Here is a 16,831-nt window from a genome sequence, read left to right as displayed (position 1 = left end):
TCGTGCTGTGAAACGTCCCACACACTCCTTCGGGCGCACCTTGCCGACCTGCCCGGACGTCGCCGTCCGGGGTGCCGGACAGCCTCGCGAGCGGACACGAGTCGGCACAAAACCCTCAATTGCCGTGTGCTCACCGGTCTCGGCGAGATACGAATTTGAGCCCGATCTTGGCTTGAACGGTCATGTGACGACATGCCCCGCGGGTCGGCCGGAAGCGGTCCGTGCCACCGTGCGGTGCCGGGTGCCGGGGCGCGGCGGGGACTACCCTTCACCAGTGATGGACAAGCCCGTAACGCCCCGTGCCGCCGCCCCCGGGCCCCGCCGCCGTGATCGCCACGGACGGGGCATGCGCGGCCCCATCGCACCGCCGCAGGTGCCGCTCGCCGCGAGCCGTGCGGACGCGTTCGCCGATCTCGTGCAGGACTCCGTGGAGCGCCTGGAACGGCGGTGGCCGCAGCTCGCCGACATCGATTTCCTGGTCCTGGAGGTGCCCCGGCTCGACAGGCCCGGCCAGGCCTGGAACGACGAGGCGGTGCCGCTCGGCGGCACGATCAGCGCACGCGAGGGCCGCCCCGCGCGCGTGGTCGTCTACCGGCGGCCGGTCGAGATCCGCACCAAGGGGCGCGACGAGCGGGCGGCGCTGGTGCACGAGATCGTCGTGGAGCAGGTCGCCGAGCTGCTGGGCCTGACGCCGGAGACGGTGGATCCGCGCTATGGCGAGGACCAGGGCTGAGACGGACGCCGGCCGGAGGTTCTACTTCTGGAGCACCGACAGGTCCTCGTCCGCCTCCGGTACGGCCACCGTCCCCCGGTCGTCCGGCAGCGTCTGCACGGTGAAGGCGGGGACGCCGCCCTCGGTCGCCGCAAGGGTGCGGGCCCCGTAGACCGGGCCGCCGGAGACCGGTTCGACCGTGAGCGCGTAGGTGCCCTTGAGACCGCCGGGGGCCGGGGGCTCGATGTCCTGGGTCGTGCCGCCCTTGATCGTGTACGTCTTCGACACCGGGGTGCCACCCTCGCTGCCGGCCGAGGCGGTGACCTTGACCGTGGCGGCGGCACCGGGGGCCGTCAGGGACAGCGTGCTGCCCTTGCCGCTGTTGTCCGCGGACGTCGCGCGCGTGCCGACGGGGCGGGTGGCCGGGATGAATGCCGTCTCCTGCTTGTCGCCCTTGCCGCGGACGACCCGCAGGGCCGCCACGACCGGCACGGACCGGTCCGTCGGGGTCAGCACCAGGGAGCCCGCCTCGCCGCGGGTGACATCGCCCAGGTCGGCGCCGGTCGTCATGCCGGCCTTGACGTGCACCGTCTCGTGCCCGGCCGGGGTGATCAGCCCGGAGGGGGACGCCAGGCGCACCTTCAGGTCGGCGTCGGCGTCGCCGGGGGTGAAGGCGACCAGGCGCACGGAGGTTGCATCTTTGGGGATGCCGGGCAGGACCAGGCTGCCCGAGGGGTCCGTGGACGCGGCCAGCCAGTCGCCGCCGAGCTTGTCGTCCAAGGCCTGCACGGCGGCGCCGACGCGTCCGCTGCGGACGTTGACATGCACGGTGAGGTCGGTCTGCCGCTCGTCGACGAGGGTGGACAGCAGGACCGGCTCGCTGGAGTGCGGCTGGACCGTGATGTCCTCCCCCACCGCGGACTTCAAGGCGCCGTCCTTGCCGTAGAGCTCGATGTCGACCACGGCGGGCGAGTCGTCGGGGTTCGTCAGGTGGACGTAGTCGGTGCGGTCGGCGTCCGTGCTGGCGCCGGGGAACCAGAAGTCGGTGTCCGGCGCGGTGCAGTTGACGCCTTGGAGGCCACGCCCGGTCCCCGCGGCGACCTCGGTCGTCTCCTGGACCGTCCAGCCGGGTGCGAACCTGCCGTCCGCGGTCGCGACGAGCGCGGGCGCGTCGCCGCCGGAGCTGTCGCCGGTGACCGGCTTGCCGGGCTCCCGGGGAGTCAGCACGGGCTCGGCGGGCTTGTCCTTGCCGGACTTCCCGTCGTCCTCGCCCTTGCCTTTGTCCGTGCCGTCGGCCGGAGCGTCCGCCGACTCCTGGGCGGCTGCCCTCAGTTCGGCCTTGCCGCCGCTCTCGGCGCCCTTCGTGACGGGTGTGAAGGACGTGTAGGACGTCTCGGCGAGGTCGGACGTGCTGGGCGCGGGGCACAGCAGGCTCGTGCGCTCCACGGGCAGTTGGGCGGCCGCCCCGGCGGCGGTCTCCGGGGCCGGGGCGTCCGGCTGGGACAGCGCGGCGAAGCCGGTGACGGCGGCGAGCGCGGTCGCGCCGGCGATCAGGGACAGGGTGGTGCGGTTCACTGCTGGCTCCCGTCGGGACGCTCACTGCCCGTGCCGTGGGGGTGGTGCTGCTGCGCCGGGTCGTACGGCGTGCCGTAGCCCTGCTGGTAGGCCTGGTCGTAGCCCTGCTGGTCGTACGGCGCGACCGGCGTCTGGTCCTGGCCGCCGTAGGCGTACGGGTCGTACTGGCCGCCCTCGTACGGGTCTGCCTGGTACTGCTGCCCGTAGGCGTCCGCCGGGTAGGGGGCGTTCTGGTACTGCTCGCCGTAACCCGCGTACTCGCCGCCCTGGTAGGCGGCGTTGTCCCACTCACCGTAGTTCTGCTGCTGCGGCACCGCCGCCGGCGGCTGCTCCGGCTGCGGGGGCGGGAACTCCTCGGATCCGGCGGTTCCTTCGGCCTCGGCCTCGGCTTCCGCCTGGGCGCGCAGACGGCGGGCGCGGCGGCCCTCGCCGGCGACGGCCTCGGCCGGGACGGCCGGCTCCTCGGGGAGGTCGTCGTCGATGTCACGGCGTCGGCCGGGCAGGGCGAGCACCACGAGGACGAGGGCGAGGAGCCCTTGGGCCCACAGCCAGGCCGTGTGGCCGATCGGGTCGTCGTAGGTGACGTCCAGCCTGCCTCCGCCCGCGGGGAGTTCGAAGCCCTGGGCCCAGCCGTCGACCGTGGTGCGGGTCAGCGGCTTGCCGTCGAGCGTGGCGGACCAGCCGTCGGAGGCCGAGTCGGCGAGGCGCAGCACGCGTCCGCCGGCACCCGCCGGGATCGTGGTGTGGATGTCGACGGGCCCGGCGGCGACGGGCCGCGGGGTGCCGGATCCGGAAGCGGGGACGATCGTGGCGCGCGCGACCTCCCGGTTGACGCGCCACAGCGCGCCGCCGTCCTGCTGGCTGAGCCGGGTCAGACCGGGTGTGGCGTCCAGGACGCGGGTGACCTCGCGGGGCGCGCCCTGGTGGACGAGGACGTAGCGCACGGCGAAGCCGCCGAGCTGGTCGGCCTGGTCCGCGCCGGAACCGGCGACCAGGTTGGCGACGACCTTGTCGAGCCTGCCGTTCTCGCCGTCGGCCGCGGCGATCTCGCCGTCCCCGAGGCGGGCGCCCGAACCGCGGACCAGCATGTAGCCGACGCGGGCGACGGAGTCGCTGTCGAGGACGAGAGTGCGGGCCTGGTCGCGGGTGCCGCTCTCCTCGGCGACGAACGCGGGCACCTGGGTCGCGTCGCGCCGCTCCAGGGGGCCGTCGGCGCCGCGGATCATCCAGCCGGCGGCGATGAGCAGCGGGCCGGCGGCCGAGGCGAAGGCGATCAGCACGGCGACCGGCTGGCGCCAGCCGAAGCTCTGCTCGGCCACCCGCGCGCGTGCCCCGTCGGCGCCGAGCGCGGCGGCCGCCAGGAGGGCGATGCCGTAGACGAGGGTCGCCGGGCCGGCCCAGGCGGAGCCGTTGGCCAGGACCGCGAAGACGAAGCCGATCAGGGCGACCGTCCAGGCCGTCCAGATGCCCGCCTGGCGTTCGGAGCGCACCAGGGCGGCCAGGGCGGCCAGCACGATGCCGAAGAGCATGAGGCCGCTGACGGTGCCGGGGCCGCCCGGGCTGGCGCCGAGCAGGTCGAGGGGGGAGGCGGCGGAGGGGCCGTACTCCAGGCCCGCTTCCTTGAGGAAGCCGAACGGCAGCAGCGTCAGCGACCAGGGCGCGAGCAGCAGCAGGGGGGTGCCGAGCTGGGCGAGGAACCGCAGTCCGTAGGCCGTGATGTCGGTCCGGCGCAGCACCAGCACTCCGATGCCGAGGAGCAGCGCGATGGGCCACACGATCGGCGTGAAGGCGGTGGTGATGGTCAGCAGCAGCGCGTACGCCCAGGTGGCGCGCCAGCTGCCGCGGGCTCCGCCGGCGTTGGCCAGGCCGGCGGCCGCGATGCCCGCGCGGGCGATGAGCGGCAGCAGCACGGCCAGGACGGCGGTGCCGATACGGCCGCCGGCGAGAGCGCCGGTGGCGGCGGGCAGGAAGGCGTAGACGACGGCCGCCCAGGCGCGCAGCAGCCGGGACTCGACGAGCGGGCGGGAGGCGAAGTAGGCGGTGACGCCGGCCAGCGGCACCGAGCAGACGAGCAGGACCGTGACGGCGAGACCGGCCGAGCCGAACAGCAGGGACGCCAGCATCGCCACGAGCGCGAGGTACGGCGGCGCGGGCGAGGTGCCGCCGGCGCCGACCGGGTGCCAGGCATCCAGGTAGCGTGCCCACAGCTCGCCGGAGTCGGCCGGGGCGGGCAGCAGGGCGCCGCCCGCGAGCGCGCCGCCGCCGAGGAGCTGGCGGCAGGCGGCCAGGGAGACGAGCAGCAGCACCAGGAAGAGCACCGGGCCCGGCTTGCGCGCGATGCGCTTGAGCCGGGCGAACTGCTCGATCTCCAGGAAGTCGGCGTCGTCGCCGCCGGGGCCCGACTCGACGGCGCCGCCGTGCCGTCCCGCGCCGGCGGCGACTTCCGCGTCGGAGCGGCCGACGAGGCTGCTCGCGACCTGCTCGACGGTGACACGGACGGTCGCGCCGGGCGGCGGGAACAGTGCCCGCAGCTCGCCCTTGTCGATCCGGGGTGCGCCCCTGCCGCGCCGCCCGGCGAGGATCCGCTCGGGCCTGAGCAGGGTGCTCATCAGGCCGCGGATCTCGTCGACGGCCTGTCCGGGGACCTTGCCCACGAGGTAGGCCACGGTCCGCAGCAGCGTGCCGAGCACGATGCGCAGCATCACCCAGGGGAGCACGGCCGTACGCGCGTTGACCAGCAGGGTGTAGACGGCGCCGGCCTTGTCGACCTTGTGCGGAGAGGCCGCCGTACGGCCCACGCAGTCGACCGTGCGGCGCTCGCGGCTGGAGGCCTCGGCGTGCCGGACGACCGCCTCGGGGGCGACCAGGACGCGGTAGCCGGCCGCGTGCGCGCGCCAGCACAGGTCGACGTCGTCGCGCATGAGGGGCAGGTGGCGGTCGAATCCGCCGAGCTGCTCGAAGACGTCGCGGCGGACGAGCATGCCGGCGGTGGACACCGACAGCACGGTCCGGACGTGGTCGTGCTGGCCCTGGTCCTGCTCACGGCGGTCCAGGCCGGTCCAGCGGCGGCCTGAGTTGGCGATGGAGACGCCGACTTCCAGCAGCTGGCGCCGGTCGTACCAGCCGCGGAGCTTGGGGCCGACGACGGCCACGTCCTCGCGGCCCAGCTCGTACTCGTTGTCCACGACCCGCAGCAGCTGGGCCAGGGCGTCCGGGTCCGGGGCGCAGTCGTCGTGCAGCAGCCACAGCCACTGCACCGGCTCGCCGTGCGGGAGCTCGGGCAGGTCGTAGGCGTCGTCGCGCCACGAGCGCGTGACCGGGTCCCAGCCGCTGGGGCGCTTCAGATACGGCAGCTCGTCCGGAGTGAGGACCGGTGCGGTGCGGTCGCACTCCTCGACGGCCTGGCCGAAGCCGGTGCGGCGGGCGAGGTGCAGCACCCGGTCGGCGCCGAGCGCGTCCGTGACCAGCTGTGCGGAGGCGTCCGAGCTGCCGGTGTCGGCGCCCATCGCGTACTGGACGGGCCGCTCCTGGCCGAGCAGTCCGGCGAGCGCGTCGGGCAGCCAGCGGGCGCCGTCGTGGGAGACGAGGACCGCCGTCACCACATGACGCGGGAACTCAGGTGTGGCAGCGGTGTCGTGATGGGCTGCCGGGTGGCTGTGCACGGACATCGAGGTACGGGCCCCGGTTCGGTGGACTGCGGTGGACGCCTGCGCCCGGTGGGGGCGGCGCGGCGTCTCGGACGAGCGACCACACTATCGGCTGCGCAGCAAGGGGCCCGCCGCCTGTGGACAACCCATGACGACGGGCCGTTCACGAAGAGGGGTGGGGGGTCAGACGGCCGCTTTCTTCAGCCGGCGGCGCTCCCGCTCGGACAGGCCGCCCCAGATGCCGAATCGCTCGTCGTTGGCGAGGGCGTACTCCAGGCACTCGGAGCGGACCTCGCAGGCGAGGCAGACCTTCTTGGCCTCTCTGGTCGAGCCGCCCTTCTCGGGGAAGAAGGACTCGGGGTCGGTCTGGGCGCACAGCGCGCGCTCCTGCCAGCCGAGCTCCTCGTCCGCGTCGTCGACCAGCAGTTGCTGCACCGTCTCGGTCATGTGCGCCCCTCGTCTGTCTTTCGCGTCCCCGTGATCTAGCCGTTACCGATTCCGGCTGAACGACACGAGTGAAATTACAAGTGTGCGGCTCCGGGCGAGTCAAGCCGAGATCTGCTATTGGGCCCCTGATTCACTCTGCGGAACCAAGCCCATGCGGAAAGTGTTCAAATCACCATAAATCTGACACACAGACAGAGCCCCTGAGGGCTCACGTCTTCCGCCGGACCCCTCGCAGACCTCTACAGGGAAGGACGCCCAGGAGTTCGATCTCGTTCCGACACGCACATCGAAGCGCAACGGATCACAGTTGGATCACGACCACGCAACGGGGTTTGTGCGCCCGGTTGGACGCCATGTGTCCCGGGTGGGCCATGAACAAACCTTTCATCTGAGCGATCGACCGGATGAGGTGAACCACATCCCACATACCGGGTGTCGGGTTGACAGTGAAGGTGTGAACCGGTGTCCTTGTGGGCATGCTCGCGAACTTGGCATCCACCTCGACCCGCACCGCCGGGTCCCACGGTGCTGCCCGCGCTCGCTGTAGCTGTTGCTGTCCCAGCTGTTGAGCCACACCCGCTCCAGCTGAAGGCCGAGCCACCCGTGTCTCGGCCTTTCGTTCCCTCTGACCTTCTTTCACTGAGGAACCACGCACCCCATGAACAGCGACAGCGACCTCCAGATCGCCGGTGACATCCTCGAAGTCACCCACCTCCTCCAGACCCCGCGCGAGCACCCGGCCACCGTCGCCGAGTTCGTCGGACTGGCCCGCTCCCTCGCCGAGGACCGCTCCCAGTGGGCGCACCTCGTCCGCTACGACGCGGTCAGCCGCTGGTACCACCGGCTGCGCACCGGCCCGGGTTACGAGGTGTGGCTGCTGTCCTGGGTGCCCGGGCAGGGCAGCGGGCTGCACGACCACGGCCGCTCCTCCGGTGTGCTGACCGTCCTGGAGGGCACGCTGACTGAGCGCACGGAGCGGGGCACGCGCGCCCTGCGCGCGGGCGCGCAGCGCGTGTTCGCGCCGGGGTACGTGCACGAGGTGGTGAACGACGCACTGGAACCGGCGGTGAGCCTGCACGTCTACTACCCGGGCCTCACCGAGATGCCGATGCACACGGCCCCGCACTGCGAGGCCCGGACCGTGCCGGGTGTTCTGACCCCCTGACCCCCTGACCGGATGCCGTGGGCGGCGGCCGGATCTCGCGGGCGCCGACCGCTTGTCGCAGGCGCCTGCAAGACTGACTCCCATGCGCATTGTGGTTCTGGCAGGCGGCATCGGCGGTGCCCGGTTCCTGCGTGGTCTGAAGCGGGCCGTCCCGGACGCGGACATCACGGTCATCGGCAACACCGGGGACGACATCCACCTCTTCGGGCTGAAGGTCTGCCCGGACCTCGACACGGTGATGTACACGCTCGGCGGTGGCATCAACGAGGAGCAGGGCTGGGGTCGCGCCGACGAGACCTTCCACCTCAAGGAGGAACTCGCGGGGTACGGCGTCGGGCCCGAGTGGTTCGGCCTGGGCGACCGGGACTTCGCCACGCACATCGTGCGGACGCAGATGATCGGCGCCGGATACCCGCTGAGCGCGGTGACGGAGGCGCTGTGCGACCGCTGGAAGCCGGGCGTGCGGCTGATCCCCATGTCCGACGACCGCGTCGAGACGCATGTGGCCGTCGAGATCGACGGCGAGACCAAGGCGGTCCACTTCCAGGAGTACTGGGTGCGGCTGCGCGCCTCGGTGCCCGCCCGGGCGGTGGTGCCGGTGGGAGCCGATCAGGCGAAGCCCGCGCCGGGTGTCCTGGAGGCCATCGCCGAGGCGGACGTGATCCTCTTCCCGCCGTCCAACCCGGTCGTGTCGATCGGCACGATCCTCGCCGTGCCCGGCATCCGGGAGGCGATCGCCGACGCCGGGGTGCCGGTCGTCGGGCTCTCCCCCATCGTCGGTGACGCGCCCGTGCGGGGCATGGCCGACAAGGTGCTCGCCGCCGTGGGCGTCGAGTCGACCGCGACGGCGGTGGCCGAGCACTACGGCTCGGGCCTGCTGGACGGCTGGCTCGTCGACTCGGTGGACGCGGGTGCGGTGGAGCAGGTCGAGGCGGCCGGGATCCGCTGCCGGGCCGTACCGCTGATGATGAGCGACACCGACGCCACCGCGCGCATGGCCCAGGAGGCGCTGGCGCTGGCCGAGGAGGTGCGTGCGGCGTGAGCGCGGAGGTCACCGGTGAGGAGCGGGGCGCCGACGGGTACCGGGTGTGGGCCGTGGGCGGGATACCGGAGGTCGCGGCCGGGGACGATCTGGCCAAGCTGATCGCGGCCGCCGAGCCCGGGCTGGCCGACGGGGACGTGCTGCTCGTCACCTCGAAGATCGTGTCCAAGGCCGAGGGCCGGATCGTCCGGGCCGCCGACCGGGAGGCCGCGATCGACGCGGAGACCGTACGGGTGGTCGCCCGTCGCGGCAGCCTGCGGATCGTGGAGAACCGGCAGGGCCTGGTCATGGCCGCGGCCGGGGTCGACGCGTCCAACACCCGGTCCGGGACGGTGCTGTTGCTGCCCGAGGACCCGGACGCCTCCGCCCGCGCCATTCGCGACGGGCTGCGGGACACCCTCGGCGTCGACGTCGGGGTGATCGTGACCGACACGTTCGGGCGGCCCTGGCGCGCCGGGCTCACGGATGTCGCGATCGGCGCCGCCGGAGTGCGCGTGCTCGACGACCTGCGCGGCGGCTCGGACGCTCACGGCAATCCGCTCAGCGCCACGGTCGTCGCCACGGCCGATGAACTCGCCGCCGCGGGGGACCTCGTCAAGGGCAAGGCCGCGGGGCTTCCCGTCGCCGTGGTGCGCGGGCTCGCACACCTGGTGGCGGAGGGCGACGGCGGCGAGGGAGCGCGGGCCATGGTCCGCGGCGCCCGCGACGACATGTTCCGCCTCGGCACCTCCGAGGCGGTCCGGCTGGCCGTGACCCAGCGGCGCACGGTCCGGGCTTTCACGGACGAACCAGTCGACACGGGTGCCGTACGCCGGGCCGTGGCCGCCGCCGTCACGGCGCCGGCACCGCACCACACCACCCCCTGGCGGTTCGTGCTGCTGGAGTCGCCGGAGTCGCGGAGGCGCCTGCTCGACGCCATGCGGGACGCGTGGATCGCCGATCTGCGGCGGGACGGCAAGACGGAGGAGTCCATCGCCCAGCGCGTCCGCCGCGGGGACGTGTTGCGCAACGCGCCCCATCTCGTCGTCCCCTGCCTGGTCATGGACGGCTCCCATACGTACGGCGACGCGCGACGGGACGGGGCCGAACGGGAGATGTTCGTGGTCGCCGCGGGTGCCGGCGTGCAGAATTTCCTGGTCGCGCTGGCCGGGGAGCGGCTGGGCTCGGCGTGGGTGTCGTCGACGATGTTCTGCCGGGACGTGGTGCGCGAGGTGCTGGAGCTGCCGGCGGACTGGGACCCGATGGGGGCGGTGGCGGTCGGGCACCCCGCGGAGGAGCCGCGGCCCCGGCCCGGGCGTGACGCGGGGGCCTTCATCGAGGTGCGGTGACAGGTGCCGGGCGGGGCCTACCCTCGTAGGGCTGCTCTTTCGGATCCCGGGGACTTCATTCATGGCAGGACGGTTCGCTCCGCGGCCCACGCGTACGACGGTGCGCGGCGGGCAAGTCGCCGTACCCCCCGGAATACCGCGGCAGGCCGTGGGGCCGGGGCGGGTGCGCGAGTGGGTGCCGGACGGGCCGCTGGATCTCGGCCTGGTGCTGGGGCCGCTGCGGCGCGGGCCCGGGGACCCGACGTTCCGGGCGATGCCGGACGGGTCGGTGTGGCGGGCCAGTCTCACTCCGGCCGGGCCCGGGACACTGCGGGTGTGCGCGTACGGCGGTGGGGTGCGCGGGGAGGCCTGGGGACCCGGGGCACCGTGGCTGCTGGAGCGGTTGCCCGAGCTGCTCGGGGCCGCGGACGATCCGTCGGCGTTCGTGCCGCGGCACCGGCTGCTGGCGTCGGCCCGGCATCGGCGGCCGGGGTTGCGGCTGACGCGGAGCGGGCTCGTGCTGGAGTCCTTGATCCCGTCGATCCTGGAACAGAAGGTCACGACCGATGAGGCGTACCGGGCGTGGCGGCTGCTGGTGCGGAAGTTCGGGGAGCCGGCGCCGGGGCCCGCGCCCGGACGGATGTACGTGATGCCCGCGCCTCGGACCTGGGCCCTGATCCCTTCGTGGGAGTGGCACCGGGCCGGGGTCGACAACAAGCGGGCGTCGACGATCCTGCGTGCGGTGCGGGTGGCCGCGCGGCTGGAACAGTCGGTGGGGATGGAGCCCGGGGCGGCTCGGGCGCGGCTGGAACTCGTGCCGGGGATCGGGCCGTGGACCTCCGCGGAGACGGTGCAGCGCAGTCACGGGGCGGCGGACGAGGTGACGGTGGGGGATCTGCATCTGCCCGGGATCGTGGGATGGGCGCTGGCCGGGAACCGGGACGCGGATGACGCGGTGATGCTGGAGCTGCTGGAGCCGTACGCGGGGCAGCGGCATCGGGCGGCCCGGCTGATCCTGCTGAGCGGGAGGGTGCCGGCTCGCAGGGCACCGAAGATGCCCCGGTGGGATATCGGGCAGTTGTGACCTGTGGGCTCCGCTGGCCCGGCGTTGGTACTCGCGTTGCCGCACGAACGGTGGGGGGCGAAGTGTGGGGCGTCGGTGCTGGGGGCGTTGCGCAACCCGGCGGAACGGGGTGCCGCTGCGCCCACCCGTGCCGCCCCCCGGCGGCACGCATGCCCGCAGCCGGCGGGACGGGGCACCGCAGCGCGGAGGCAGTGCCCGCAGCGCGGAGGCAGTGCCCGCAGCCCGGCCGGAGCGGGCCCAGACCCGGCCGGGCTGGGCTGGGCCGGGCGGGCTGGGCCGGGCGGGCTGGGCCGGGCGGGCTGGGCCGGGCCGGGCGGGCTGGGCCGGGCGGGCTGGGCCGGGCCGGGCGGGCTGGGCCGGGGGCCGGGCTGAGCTGGGCTGGGCTGAGCCCGGCCGGGCTGGGCTGAGCCCGGCTGGGCTGAGCTGGGCTGGGCTGGGCTGGGCTGGGCTGGGCTGGGCTGGGCTGGGCTGGGCTGAGACATGATCCCCTCAGTCGAGCGGGGCAGGATCCCGTAGCTGGGCGGGACAGGGCCCCCGGCAGACGAGGGGGACAAGGGCGCCCGCCCGACAAGCGGAGCAAAGGCACCCGGCAGACAAGCAGGACAAGAACGCCCGCCCGACAAGCGGAGCAAAGGCACCCGGCCGACAAGCAGGACAAGAACGCCCGCCCGACAAGCGGAGCAAAGGCACCCGGCCGACAAGCGGGACAAGGACGCCCGGCCGACGAGCGGGGCAGGGGCGCCTGGGTGGGCGGCCCCGCCCCCATGCGGACTACTGGTCCGAGGAGAAGCGCACCGCTCCTGCCGGGATCCGGGCGTCGCACCATATGCGGGCGCCCTCCAGGAGTTCGTTGTCGGCGCCGATCACCGCGCCGTCGCCGATGACCGTGCCCGTGAGGACCGAGCGTTGGCCGACGCGGGCCCGGGTGCCGATCAGGGAGTCGGTGATGACAGCGCCCGGCTCGATGACCGCGCCCGGGAGGATCGTGCTGCCGAAGATCCGCGCGCCCTCGGCGACGAAGGCGCCCTCGCCCACCACCGTGCCGCCCGACAGCTTGGCGTCGGCGGCGACCTGGGCCGTGGGCAGGACGAGGCGGTCGCCGCAGCGGCCCGGGACGGCGGGCGACGGTGCCCGGCCGAGGACCAGGTCCGCCGAGCCCCGCACGAAGGCCGCCGGGGTGCCCAGGTCCAGCCAGTACGTCGAGTCGACCATGCCCTGGAGGTGCGCGCCGGCCGACAGCAGACCGGGGAAGGTCTCCCGCTCCACCGACACCGGCCTGCCCAGCGGGATCGAGTCGATGACCGAGCGGCGGAAGACGTACGCCCCCGCGTTGATCTGGTCGGTGACGATCTCCTCGGGAGTCTGCGGCTTCTCCAGGAACGCCAGCACCCTGCCCGTGTCGTCGGTGGGGACCAGGCCGTAGGCGCGCGGGTCCGTGACCTTGGTGAGGTGCAGGGAGACGTCCGCGCCGGTCGTCTCGTGGGTGTCGACGAGGGCCCGGATGTCCAGGCCCGTCAGGATGTCGCCGTTGAAGATCAGGACCGGGTCGTCGGGGCCGGAGTGCAGCCGGGAGGCCACGTTGCGGATGGCGCCGCCGGTGCCGAGCGGCTCCTCCTCCGTGACGTACTCCAAGTGGAGTCCCAGCGCGGAGCCGTCACCGAAGTACGGCTCGAAGACCTCGGCCAGATAGGACGTGGCCAGGACGATGTGCTCGACGCCCGCGGCTCTCGCTCTGGCCAGCTGGTGCGTGAGGAAGGGCACCCCGGCCGCCGGAACCATGGGCTTGGGCGTGTGCACCGTGAGCGGGCGCAGCCGGGTGCCCTTGCCGCCGACCAGGAGGATCGCTTCTGTCACGTGTCGTCTCTGCTTCCTGCCGGGACCGGCCGAACTGTCTTTCGGCCGGTCAGTGTATGCAGACCGTTCCGTGGCGCCTTCGTTGGCCGTGTGGCATCCCGCCCCCCTGTCCCCCGTCGGCGGTGAGACGGATACTCAGCGGCCCTGGTAGCGGGCCGCCTTGGAGCGGGCCGAGCCGAGCTTTCCGTAGAGCTTGCGTCCCGGGCACTCGGTGATGAAGCCGTCCCGGTGCCCCGAGATCACGTTCAGTCGTACCTTCTTGCCCTTGCGGTGGAGATTGCTGCCGGCCGACGTCAGATAGGTCTTTCCCTTCGGGTTGACCCCGTACAACCCCAGCTTCCACGCGGTCAGCCGGGCGATGGCCTTGACCGCGGCCTTCGACGGCTTGGTGGCGCCGTACGACCCGAGGACGGCGATCCCCGTGCTGTTGCTGTTGAAACCAAGCGTGTGCGCGCCGAGGACCGGTCTCGCCACGCCCCCGGCGCGGCCCTCGTAGATCTTTCCGCACTTGTCGATGAGGAAGTTGTAGCCGACGTCCCGCCAGCCCATGCTCTTGACGTGGTAGCGGTAGATACCGCGGATGAGTGAGGGCACCTGCGAGCAGCGGTAGTTGTTGCCGCTGGCCGTGTGGTGCACGAAGGCCGCCTTGACCTTCTTGGTGTACCGGAAGCCGCTCTCCCGCAGCCCCTCGTCCGCGCCCCAGCCGCGCCGCGTGACGATATCCGGGCGCGGGCCGATGTACGGCTTCGCCTGCCTCTGCCGCTGCCGCTGCCGCTCGATCAGCTCGCCTGCGTCGAGGGCGAGGTACTCCTGCTCGGTCTCGGCGCGGCTCACTGCCGCGATCTCGGTGGCGCCGAGCGGGGCGAGGTCGGCGTTGACGGCGGCGGTGAGCGCGGACGCCTCGGCGTTCAGGCCGACGGCGCGGGAGCCGCCCGGGACGGCACCGCGGGACGGGTCCTCGTCGTCGCCGGGGTCGACGAGTTCGAGGCGGAGACCGGACGGAAGCGGGGGCTCGGCGGGCAGGTTGCGGGCGCCCGCGGTGTGCCCGGCGGAGTCGGTCGCCGCACCGTCGGGCTCGGAGTGGACCCGGAGTTCGACGCCGTCGGAGTCGCCCACCCACAGGGGGGCCGTGGCACCGCGGACCCGGCCCGCGGCTCTCTCGGCGGTGTCCGGGTCGGCGGCGTGGTCGGCGTTGTGGGTCTCCACCTCCTGCCAGCCCGACCAGGTGCCGGTACCGGCGGCGCGGGTGCGGACCTGGACACGGCCGTGCAGTTCGGCGTCGGGATCGTCCCAGACGACGCCGACGAGGGAGAAGTGGCGAACGGCACGGCGGGTCAGGCCCTGTTCGGCGGCAGGGGCGGAGGGGGTGGCACGGTGGCGGGTGAGGGGTTCGAGGGGGAGGGACTGGGTGCTGCCGGCGGCGTACGGTTCGGCCGCGCGCCGGTCGGCCGGGGTCGTGGCCGGGGCGCCCGCGTGGGGCGCGGGTCTCGCCGTCGTGGCGGCTTCCGCGGCCGGCACCGGTCTCGCCGTCGCCGCGAGGGCGGGAGGGGTGAGGGGAAGGGCCAGGGCGGCCGCACAGGTGACACCGATCGAGGAAGCAAGGAATCCACGCATGCCCCTGATCTTGGACATCATCGTATAAGTCTGTCCATTTGGGATATGACGGATCGTCGGCCGGGTTCGGCCGAACCGGTGGCGGATTCGCGGGGGGACGGCGGACGGGCCATTGGGCGGGGACCGGTGCGCCGCGTACGCTTGCGCGGGTGAACGCCACCGATCGCACCCCCGCCGACCTGCTGGGTTCCGCGCTCGCCGCGGATCCGGGACGCCCCCTGGTGACCTTCTACGACGATGCCACGGGCGAACGCGTCGAACTGTCCGTGGCCACCTTCGCCAATTGGGTGGCCAAGACCTCGAACCTCCTCCAGGACGAGTTGTCCGTCGAGCCCGGGGACCGGGTCGCGCTGCTGCTGCCCGCGCACTGGCAGACGGCGGTGTGGCTGCTGGCGTGCGCGTCCGTGGGAGTCGTCGCGGACGTGTCCGGGGACGTCCGGGCCGCGGACGTCGTGGTGAGCGGGCCGGACCGGCTGGAGGAGGCGCGGGCCTGCTCCGGGGCGCGGATCGCCATGGCCCTGCGGCCGCTCGGGGGGCGGTTCCCGCAGGCCCCGGAGGGCTTCGCGGACTACGCGGTGGAGGTGCCGGGGCAGGGGGACCGGTTCGTGCCGTACGCGCCCGTGGATCCGGAGGGGCCCGCGCTGATCGTGGCCGGGCGGGAGTTCAGCGGGGCCGAGGTGGTCGAGCGCGCCCGTGCCGAGGCGACCGCGCTGGGGCTGACCGGACCCGGGTCGCGGATCCTGTCGGGCCTGCCCTACGACACATGGGAGGGGCTGAACGCCGGACTGTACGGGCCGTTGGCCACCGGTGGTTCGGTGGTGCTGTGCCGGCATCTGGAGCAGGCCGGGGACGGGGTGCTGGACAAGCGGGTGGACAGCGAGCGGGTCACGACCATCGCCCGCGGCACGGCGGGCCACTGAGGCCTGCCGCTTGGATCATCGTCGCGGGGCCCGGGGCCGGCTGACAGGAGCCGAGCCTCACAGCCGGCCTGATCCGAACGACAGGCCCCAGGACTCTCCCTCGTTCGGCCCATCCCCACCCGCCCCTCGCCCTCCATCCGCGCCATGGTCATAGGAGCAGTGCGCGCGGGGCGTTCCTACGTCAGGAGGGGTGGTTGCTGCCGTGGGCTACAGGGTCGGTCCGAACGCGGGGGCGTCCGCCAGCGGGCGGGGGCTGCTGCGGCGGCGCCGGCGGCGGTGGGTGCGCATCACGGCGTTCTGGGTCACGGCTCTCCTCATGGCGGCCGGCGGCGTCGGCTGGGCCGTGTACGCGAAGCTCAGCGGAAACATCACGCCCGACGAGGCCGCCGCCGCCGAACTCCGGCGCTACGACAGGGAGCGGCCCACCTCGCTCGTCAAGGACGCCCGGAACATCCTGCTGATCGGGTCGGACTCGCGCGAGGGCAGGGACAACGCCCGCTACGGGCGGGACTCCGGCACCGAGCGGTCCGACACCACGATCCTGATGCACCTGTCCGCGGGGCGGGGCAGCGCCACCGCCGTCTCCCTGCCGCGGGACCTCATGGTGAACCTGCCGGGCTGCCGGCGACCGGACGGGTCCCGCAGCGCGCCGCGGTTCGCGATGTTCAACCAGGCCTTCCAACTGGGTGGTTCGGCCTGCACCATCCGGACGGTGGAGAAGCTGACCGACATCCGCGTCGACCATCACGTCGTCGTCGACTTCCACGGCTTCAAGAAGATGGTCGACGCGGTCGACGGCGTCGAGGTGTGCCTGCGGAAGCCGATCGACGACCGGGCCGCCAAGCTGCGGCTGCCCGCGGGGCGGGTGACGCTGAACGGCGAGCAGGCCCTCGGCTACGTCCGCGCCCGCAAGTCCCTCGGCGACGGCAGCGACACCGAGCGGATGGAACGGCAGCAACGATTCCTCGGGGCGCTGGTCAACAAGGTGCGCAGCAATGACGTCCTGCTGAATCCGGCGAAGCTGTATCCCGTGCTGGACGCCGCCACATCGTCCCTCACCACCGACCCGGATCTGGCGAGCCTGCGCGGTTTGTACGAACTCGTGCGCGGTCTGCGCGACATCCCCATGGAACACGTGCAATTCCTCACCGTTCCCCGGGAGTCGTATGCGTACGACGCCAATCGCGACCAACTGGTGGAGCCAGCGGCGGACCGGCTGTTCGAGCGGCTGCGCATGGACGCACCAGTGGTCGTCGAGGGGAACGGCCCAGGACATCCCGCCCCGGCGAGGGCCGCCGATTCGCGTGACGGGTCGTACGGGGATTCGTATTCGGGTCCTTTCCGCGCGCCCGCCGTCACCGTTTCTCCCCCACCGACGTTTCGGGGGAACACGGCAGCCGAGGACACCTGCGAGTAAAGCGGGCACCAAGGTCGCCCCAGGGCCAGGAACTCTTCACCTGAGAA

At 73.2% G+C, this 16,831-nt stretch carries 12 protein-coding genes; 7 read left to right on the top strand and 5 right to left on the bottom strand.

Annotation, left to right across the window (positions count from 1 at the left end):
* The first annotated feature begins 277 nt into the window (after positions 1 to 277).
* Positions 278 to 733, top strand: coding sequence for a metallopeptidase family protein (locus ACIQHQ_RS13920; RefSeq protein ID WP_402612154.1), 456 nt, complete (start codon positions 278 to 280; stop codon positions 731 to 733).
* Between the two features lie 21 nt (positions 734 to 754).
* Here the strand turns inward: ACIQHQ_RS13920 and ACIQHQ_RS13915 are convergent, their stop codons facing one another.
* The 3 genes from ACIQHQ_RS13915 to ACIQHQ_RS13905 form a co-directional block, all read right to left on the bottom strand.
* The gene (locus tag ACIQHQ_RS13915) at positions 755 to 2,287 is read right to left on the bottom strand and encodes a DUF5719 family protein (RefSeq protein ID WP_402612153.1); all 1,533 of its coding nucleotides are present in this window, start codon (positions 2,285 to 2,287) and stop codon (positions 755 to 757) included.
* Positions 2,284 to 5,955, bottom strand: a complete 3,672-nt coding sequence (locus ACIQHQ_RS13910; protein ID WP_402612152.1) for a glycosyltransferase — start codon at positions 5,953 to 5,955, stop codon at positions 2,284 to 2,286. Before ACIQHQ_RS13910 ends, ACIQHQ_RS13915 begins: the two co-directional genes overlap by 4 nt.
* Before the next feature lie 162 nt (positions 5,956 to 6,117).
* Positions 6,118 to 6,381: a WhiB family transcriptional regulator gene (locus tag ACIQHQ_RS13905; RefSeq protein ID WP_010034659.1), complete on the bottom strand. Its 264-nt coding sequence runs from the start codon at positions 6,379 to 6,381 to the stop codon at positions 6,118 to 6,120.
* Positions 6,382 to 7,039: 658 nt separating this feature from the next.
* Here ACIQHQ_RS13905 and ACIQHQ_RS13900 point away from each other — a divergent pair.
* The 4 genes from ACIQHQ_RS13900 (at position 7,040) to ACIQHQ_RS13885 (ending at position 10,979) form a co-directional block, all read left to right on the top strand.
* Positions 7,040 to 7,546, top strand: coding sequence for a cysteine dioxygenase (locus tag ACIQHQ_RS13900; protein ID WP_402612151.1), 507 nt, complete (start codon positions 7,040 to 7,042; stop codon positions 7,544 to 7,546).
* An 82-nt stretch (positions 7,547 to 7,628) separates the two neighbouring features.
* Positions 7,629 to 8,588 (top strand): 2-phospho-L-lactate transferase, encoded by a 960-nt coding sequence (gene cofD, locus ACIQHQ_RS13895; protein ID WP_402612150.1) that lies wholly within the window; start codon positions 7,629 to 7,631, stop codon positions 8,586 to 8,588.
* The gene (locus ACIQHQ_RS13890; protein ID WP_402612149.1) at positions 8,585 to 9,916 is read left to right on the top strand and encodes a coenzyme F420-0:L-glutamate ligase; all 1,332 of its coding nucleotides are present in this window, start codon (positions 8,585 to 8,587) and stop codon (positions 9,914 to 9,916) included. Before cofD ends, ACIQHQ_RS13890 begins: the two co-directional genes overlap by 4 nt.
* 61 nt (positions 9,917 to 9,977) lie before the next feature.
* Positions 9,978 to 10,979 carry a DNA-3-methyladenine glycosylase family protein gene (locus tag ACIQHQ_RS13885; RefSeq protein ID WP_402612148.1) on the top strand — a complete coding sequence of 334 codons (1,002 nt, stop codon included), beginning with the start codon at positions 9,978 to 9,980 and terminating at the stop codon, positions 10,977 to 10,979.
* A 771-nt stretch (positions 10,980 to 11,750) separates the two neighbouring features.
* On the opposite strand, the gene ACIQHQ_RS13880 is transcribed toward ACIQHQ_RS13885, so the two are convergent.
* Together ACIQHQ_RS13880 and ACIQHQ_RS13875 are read right to left on the bottom strand one after the other, a co-directional pair.
* Positions 11,751 to 12,833: a sugar phosphate nucleotidyltransferase gene (locus ACIQHQ_RS13880; protein WP_402612147.1), complete on the bottom strand. Its 1,083-nt coding sequence runs from the start codon at positions 12,831 to 12,833 to the stop codon at positions 11,751 to 11,753.
* Between the two features lie 135 nt (positions 12,834 to 12,968).
* Positions 12,969 to 14,447: an N-acetylmuramoyl-L-alanine amidase gene (locus ACIQHQ_RS13875; RefSeq protein WP_402612146.1), complete on the bottom strand. Its 1,479-nt coding sequence runs from the start codon at positions 14,445 to 14,447 to the stop codon at positions 12,969 to 12,971.
* 149 nt (positions 14,448 to 14,596) lie between these two features.
* On the opposite strand from ACIQHQ_RS13875, the gene ACIQHQ_RS13870 reads away from it, so the two are divergent.
* Entirely contained in the window at positions 14,597 to 15,367 is a 771-nt protein-coding gene (locus ACIQHQ_RS13870) for a TIGR03089 family protein (protein ID WP_402612145.1), read from the top strand.
* A gap of 280 nt (positions 15,368 to 15,647) precedes the next feature.
* Positions 15,648 to 16,784, top strand: a complete 1,137-nt coding sequence (locus ACIQHQ_RS13865) for an LCP family protein (RefSeq protein WP_402612184.1) — start codon at positions 15,648 to 15,650, stop codon at positions 16,782 to 16,784.
* Positions 16,785 to 16,831 lie beyond the last annotated feature (47 nt).

Source organism: Streptomyces sp. NPDC092370 (assembly GCF_044755265.1).
Lineage (GTDB): Bacteria > Actinomycetota > Actinomycetes > Streptomycetales > Streptomycetaceae > Streptomyces.
Note: the sequence above shows the minus strand (reverse complement) of the source record. Positions and strands in the feature narration are given on the sequence as shown.

Coding starts and splice junctions, on each gene's coding strand:
- ACIQHQ_RS13920 (WP_402612154.1), top strand. CDS start 278: ATGGACAAGCCCGTAACGCCCCGTGCCGCCGCCCCCGGGCCCCGCCGC.
- ACIQHQ_RS13900 (WP_402612151.1), top strand. CDS start 7,040: ATGAACAGCGACAGCGACCTCCAGATCGCCGGTGACATCCTCGAAGTC.
- ACIQHQ_RS13910 (WP_402612152.1), bottom strand. CDS start 5,955: ATGTCCGTGCACAGCCACCCGGCAGCCCATCACGACACCGCTGCCACA.
- ACIQHQ_RS13885 (WP_402612148.1), top strand. CDS start 9,978: ATGGCAGGACGGTTCGCTCCGCGGCCCACGCGTACGACGGTGCGCGGC.
- cofD (WP_402612150.1), top strand. CDS start 7,629: ATGCGCATTGTGGTTCTGGCAGGCGGCATCGGCGGTGCCCGGTTCCTG.
- ACIQHQ_RS13905 (WP_010034659.1), bottom strand. CDS start 6,381: ATGACCGAGACGGTGCAGCAACTGCTGGTCGACGACGCGGACGAGGAG.
- ACIQHQ_RS13875 (WP_402612146.1), bottom strand. CDS start 14,447: ATGCGTGGATTCCTTGCTTCCTCGATCGGTGTCACCTGTGCGGCCGCC.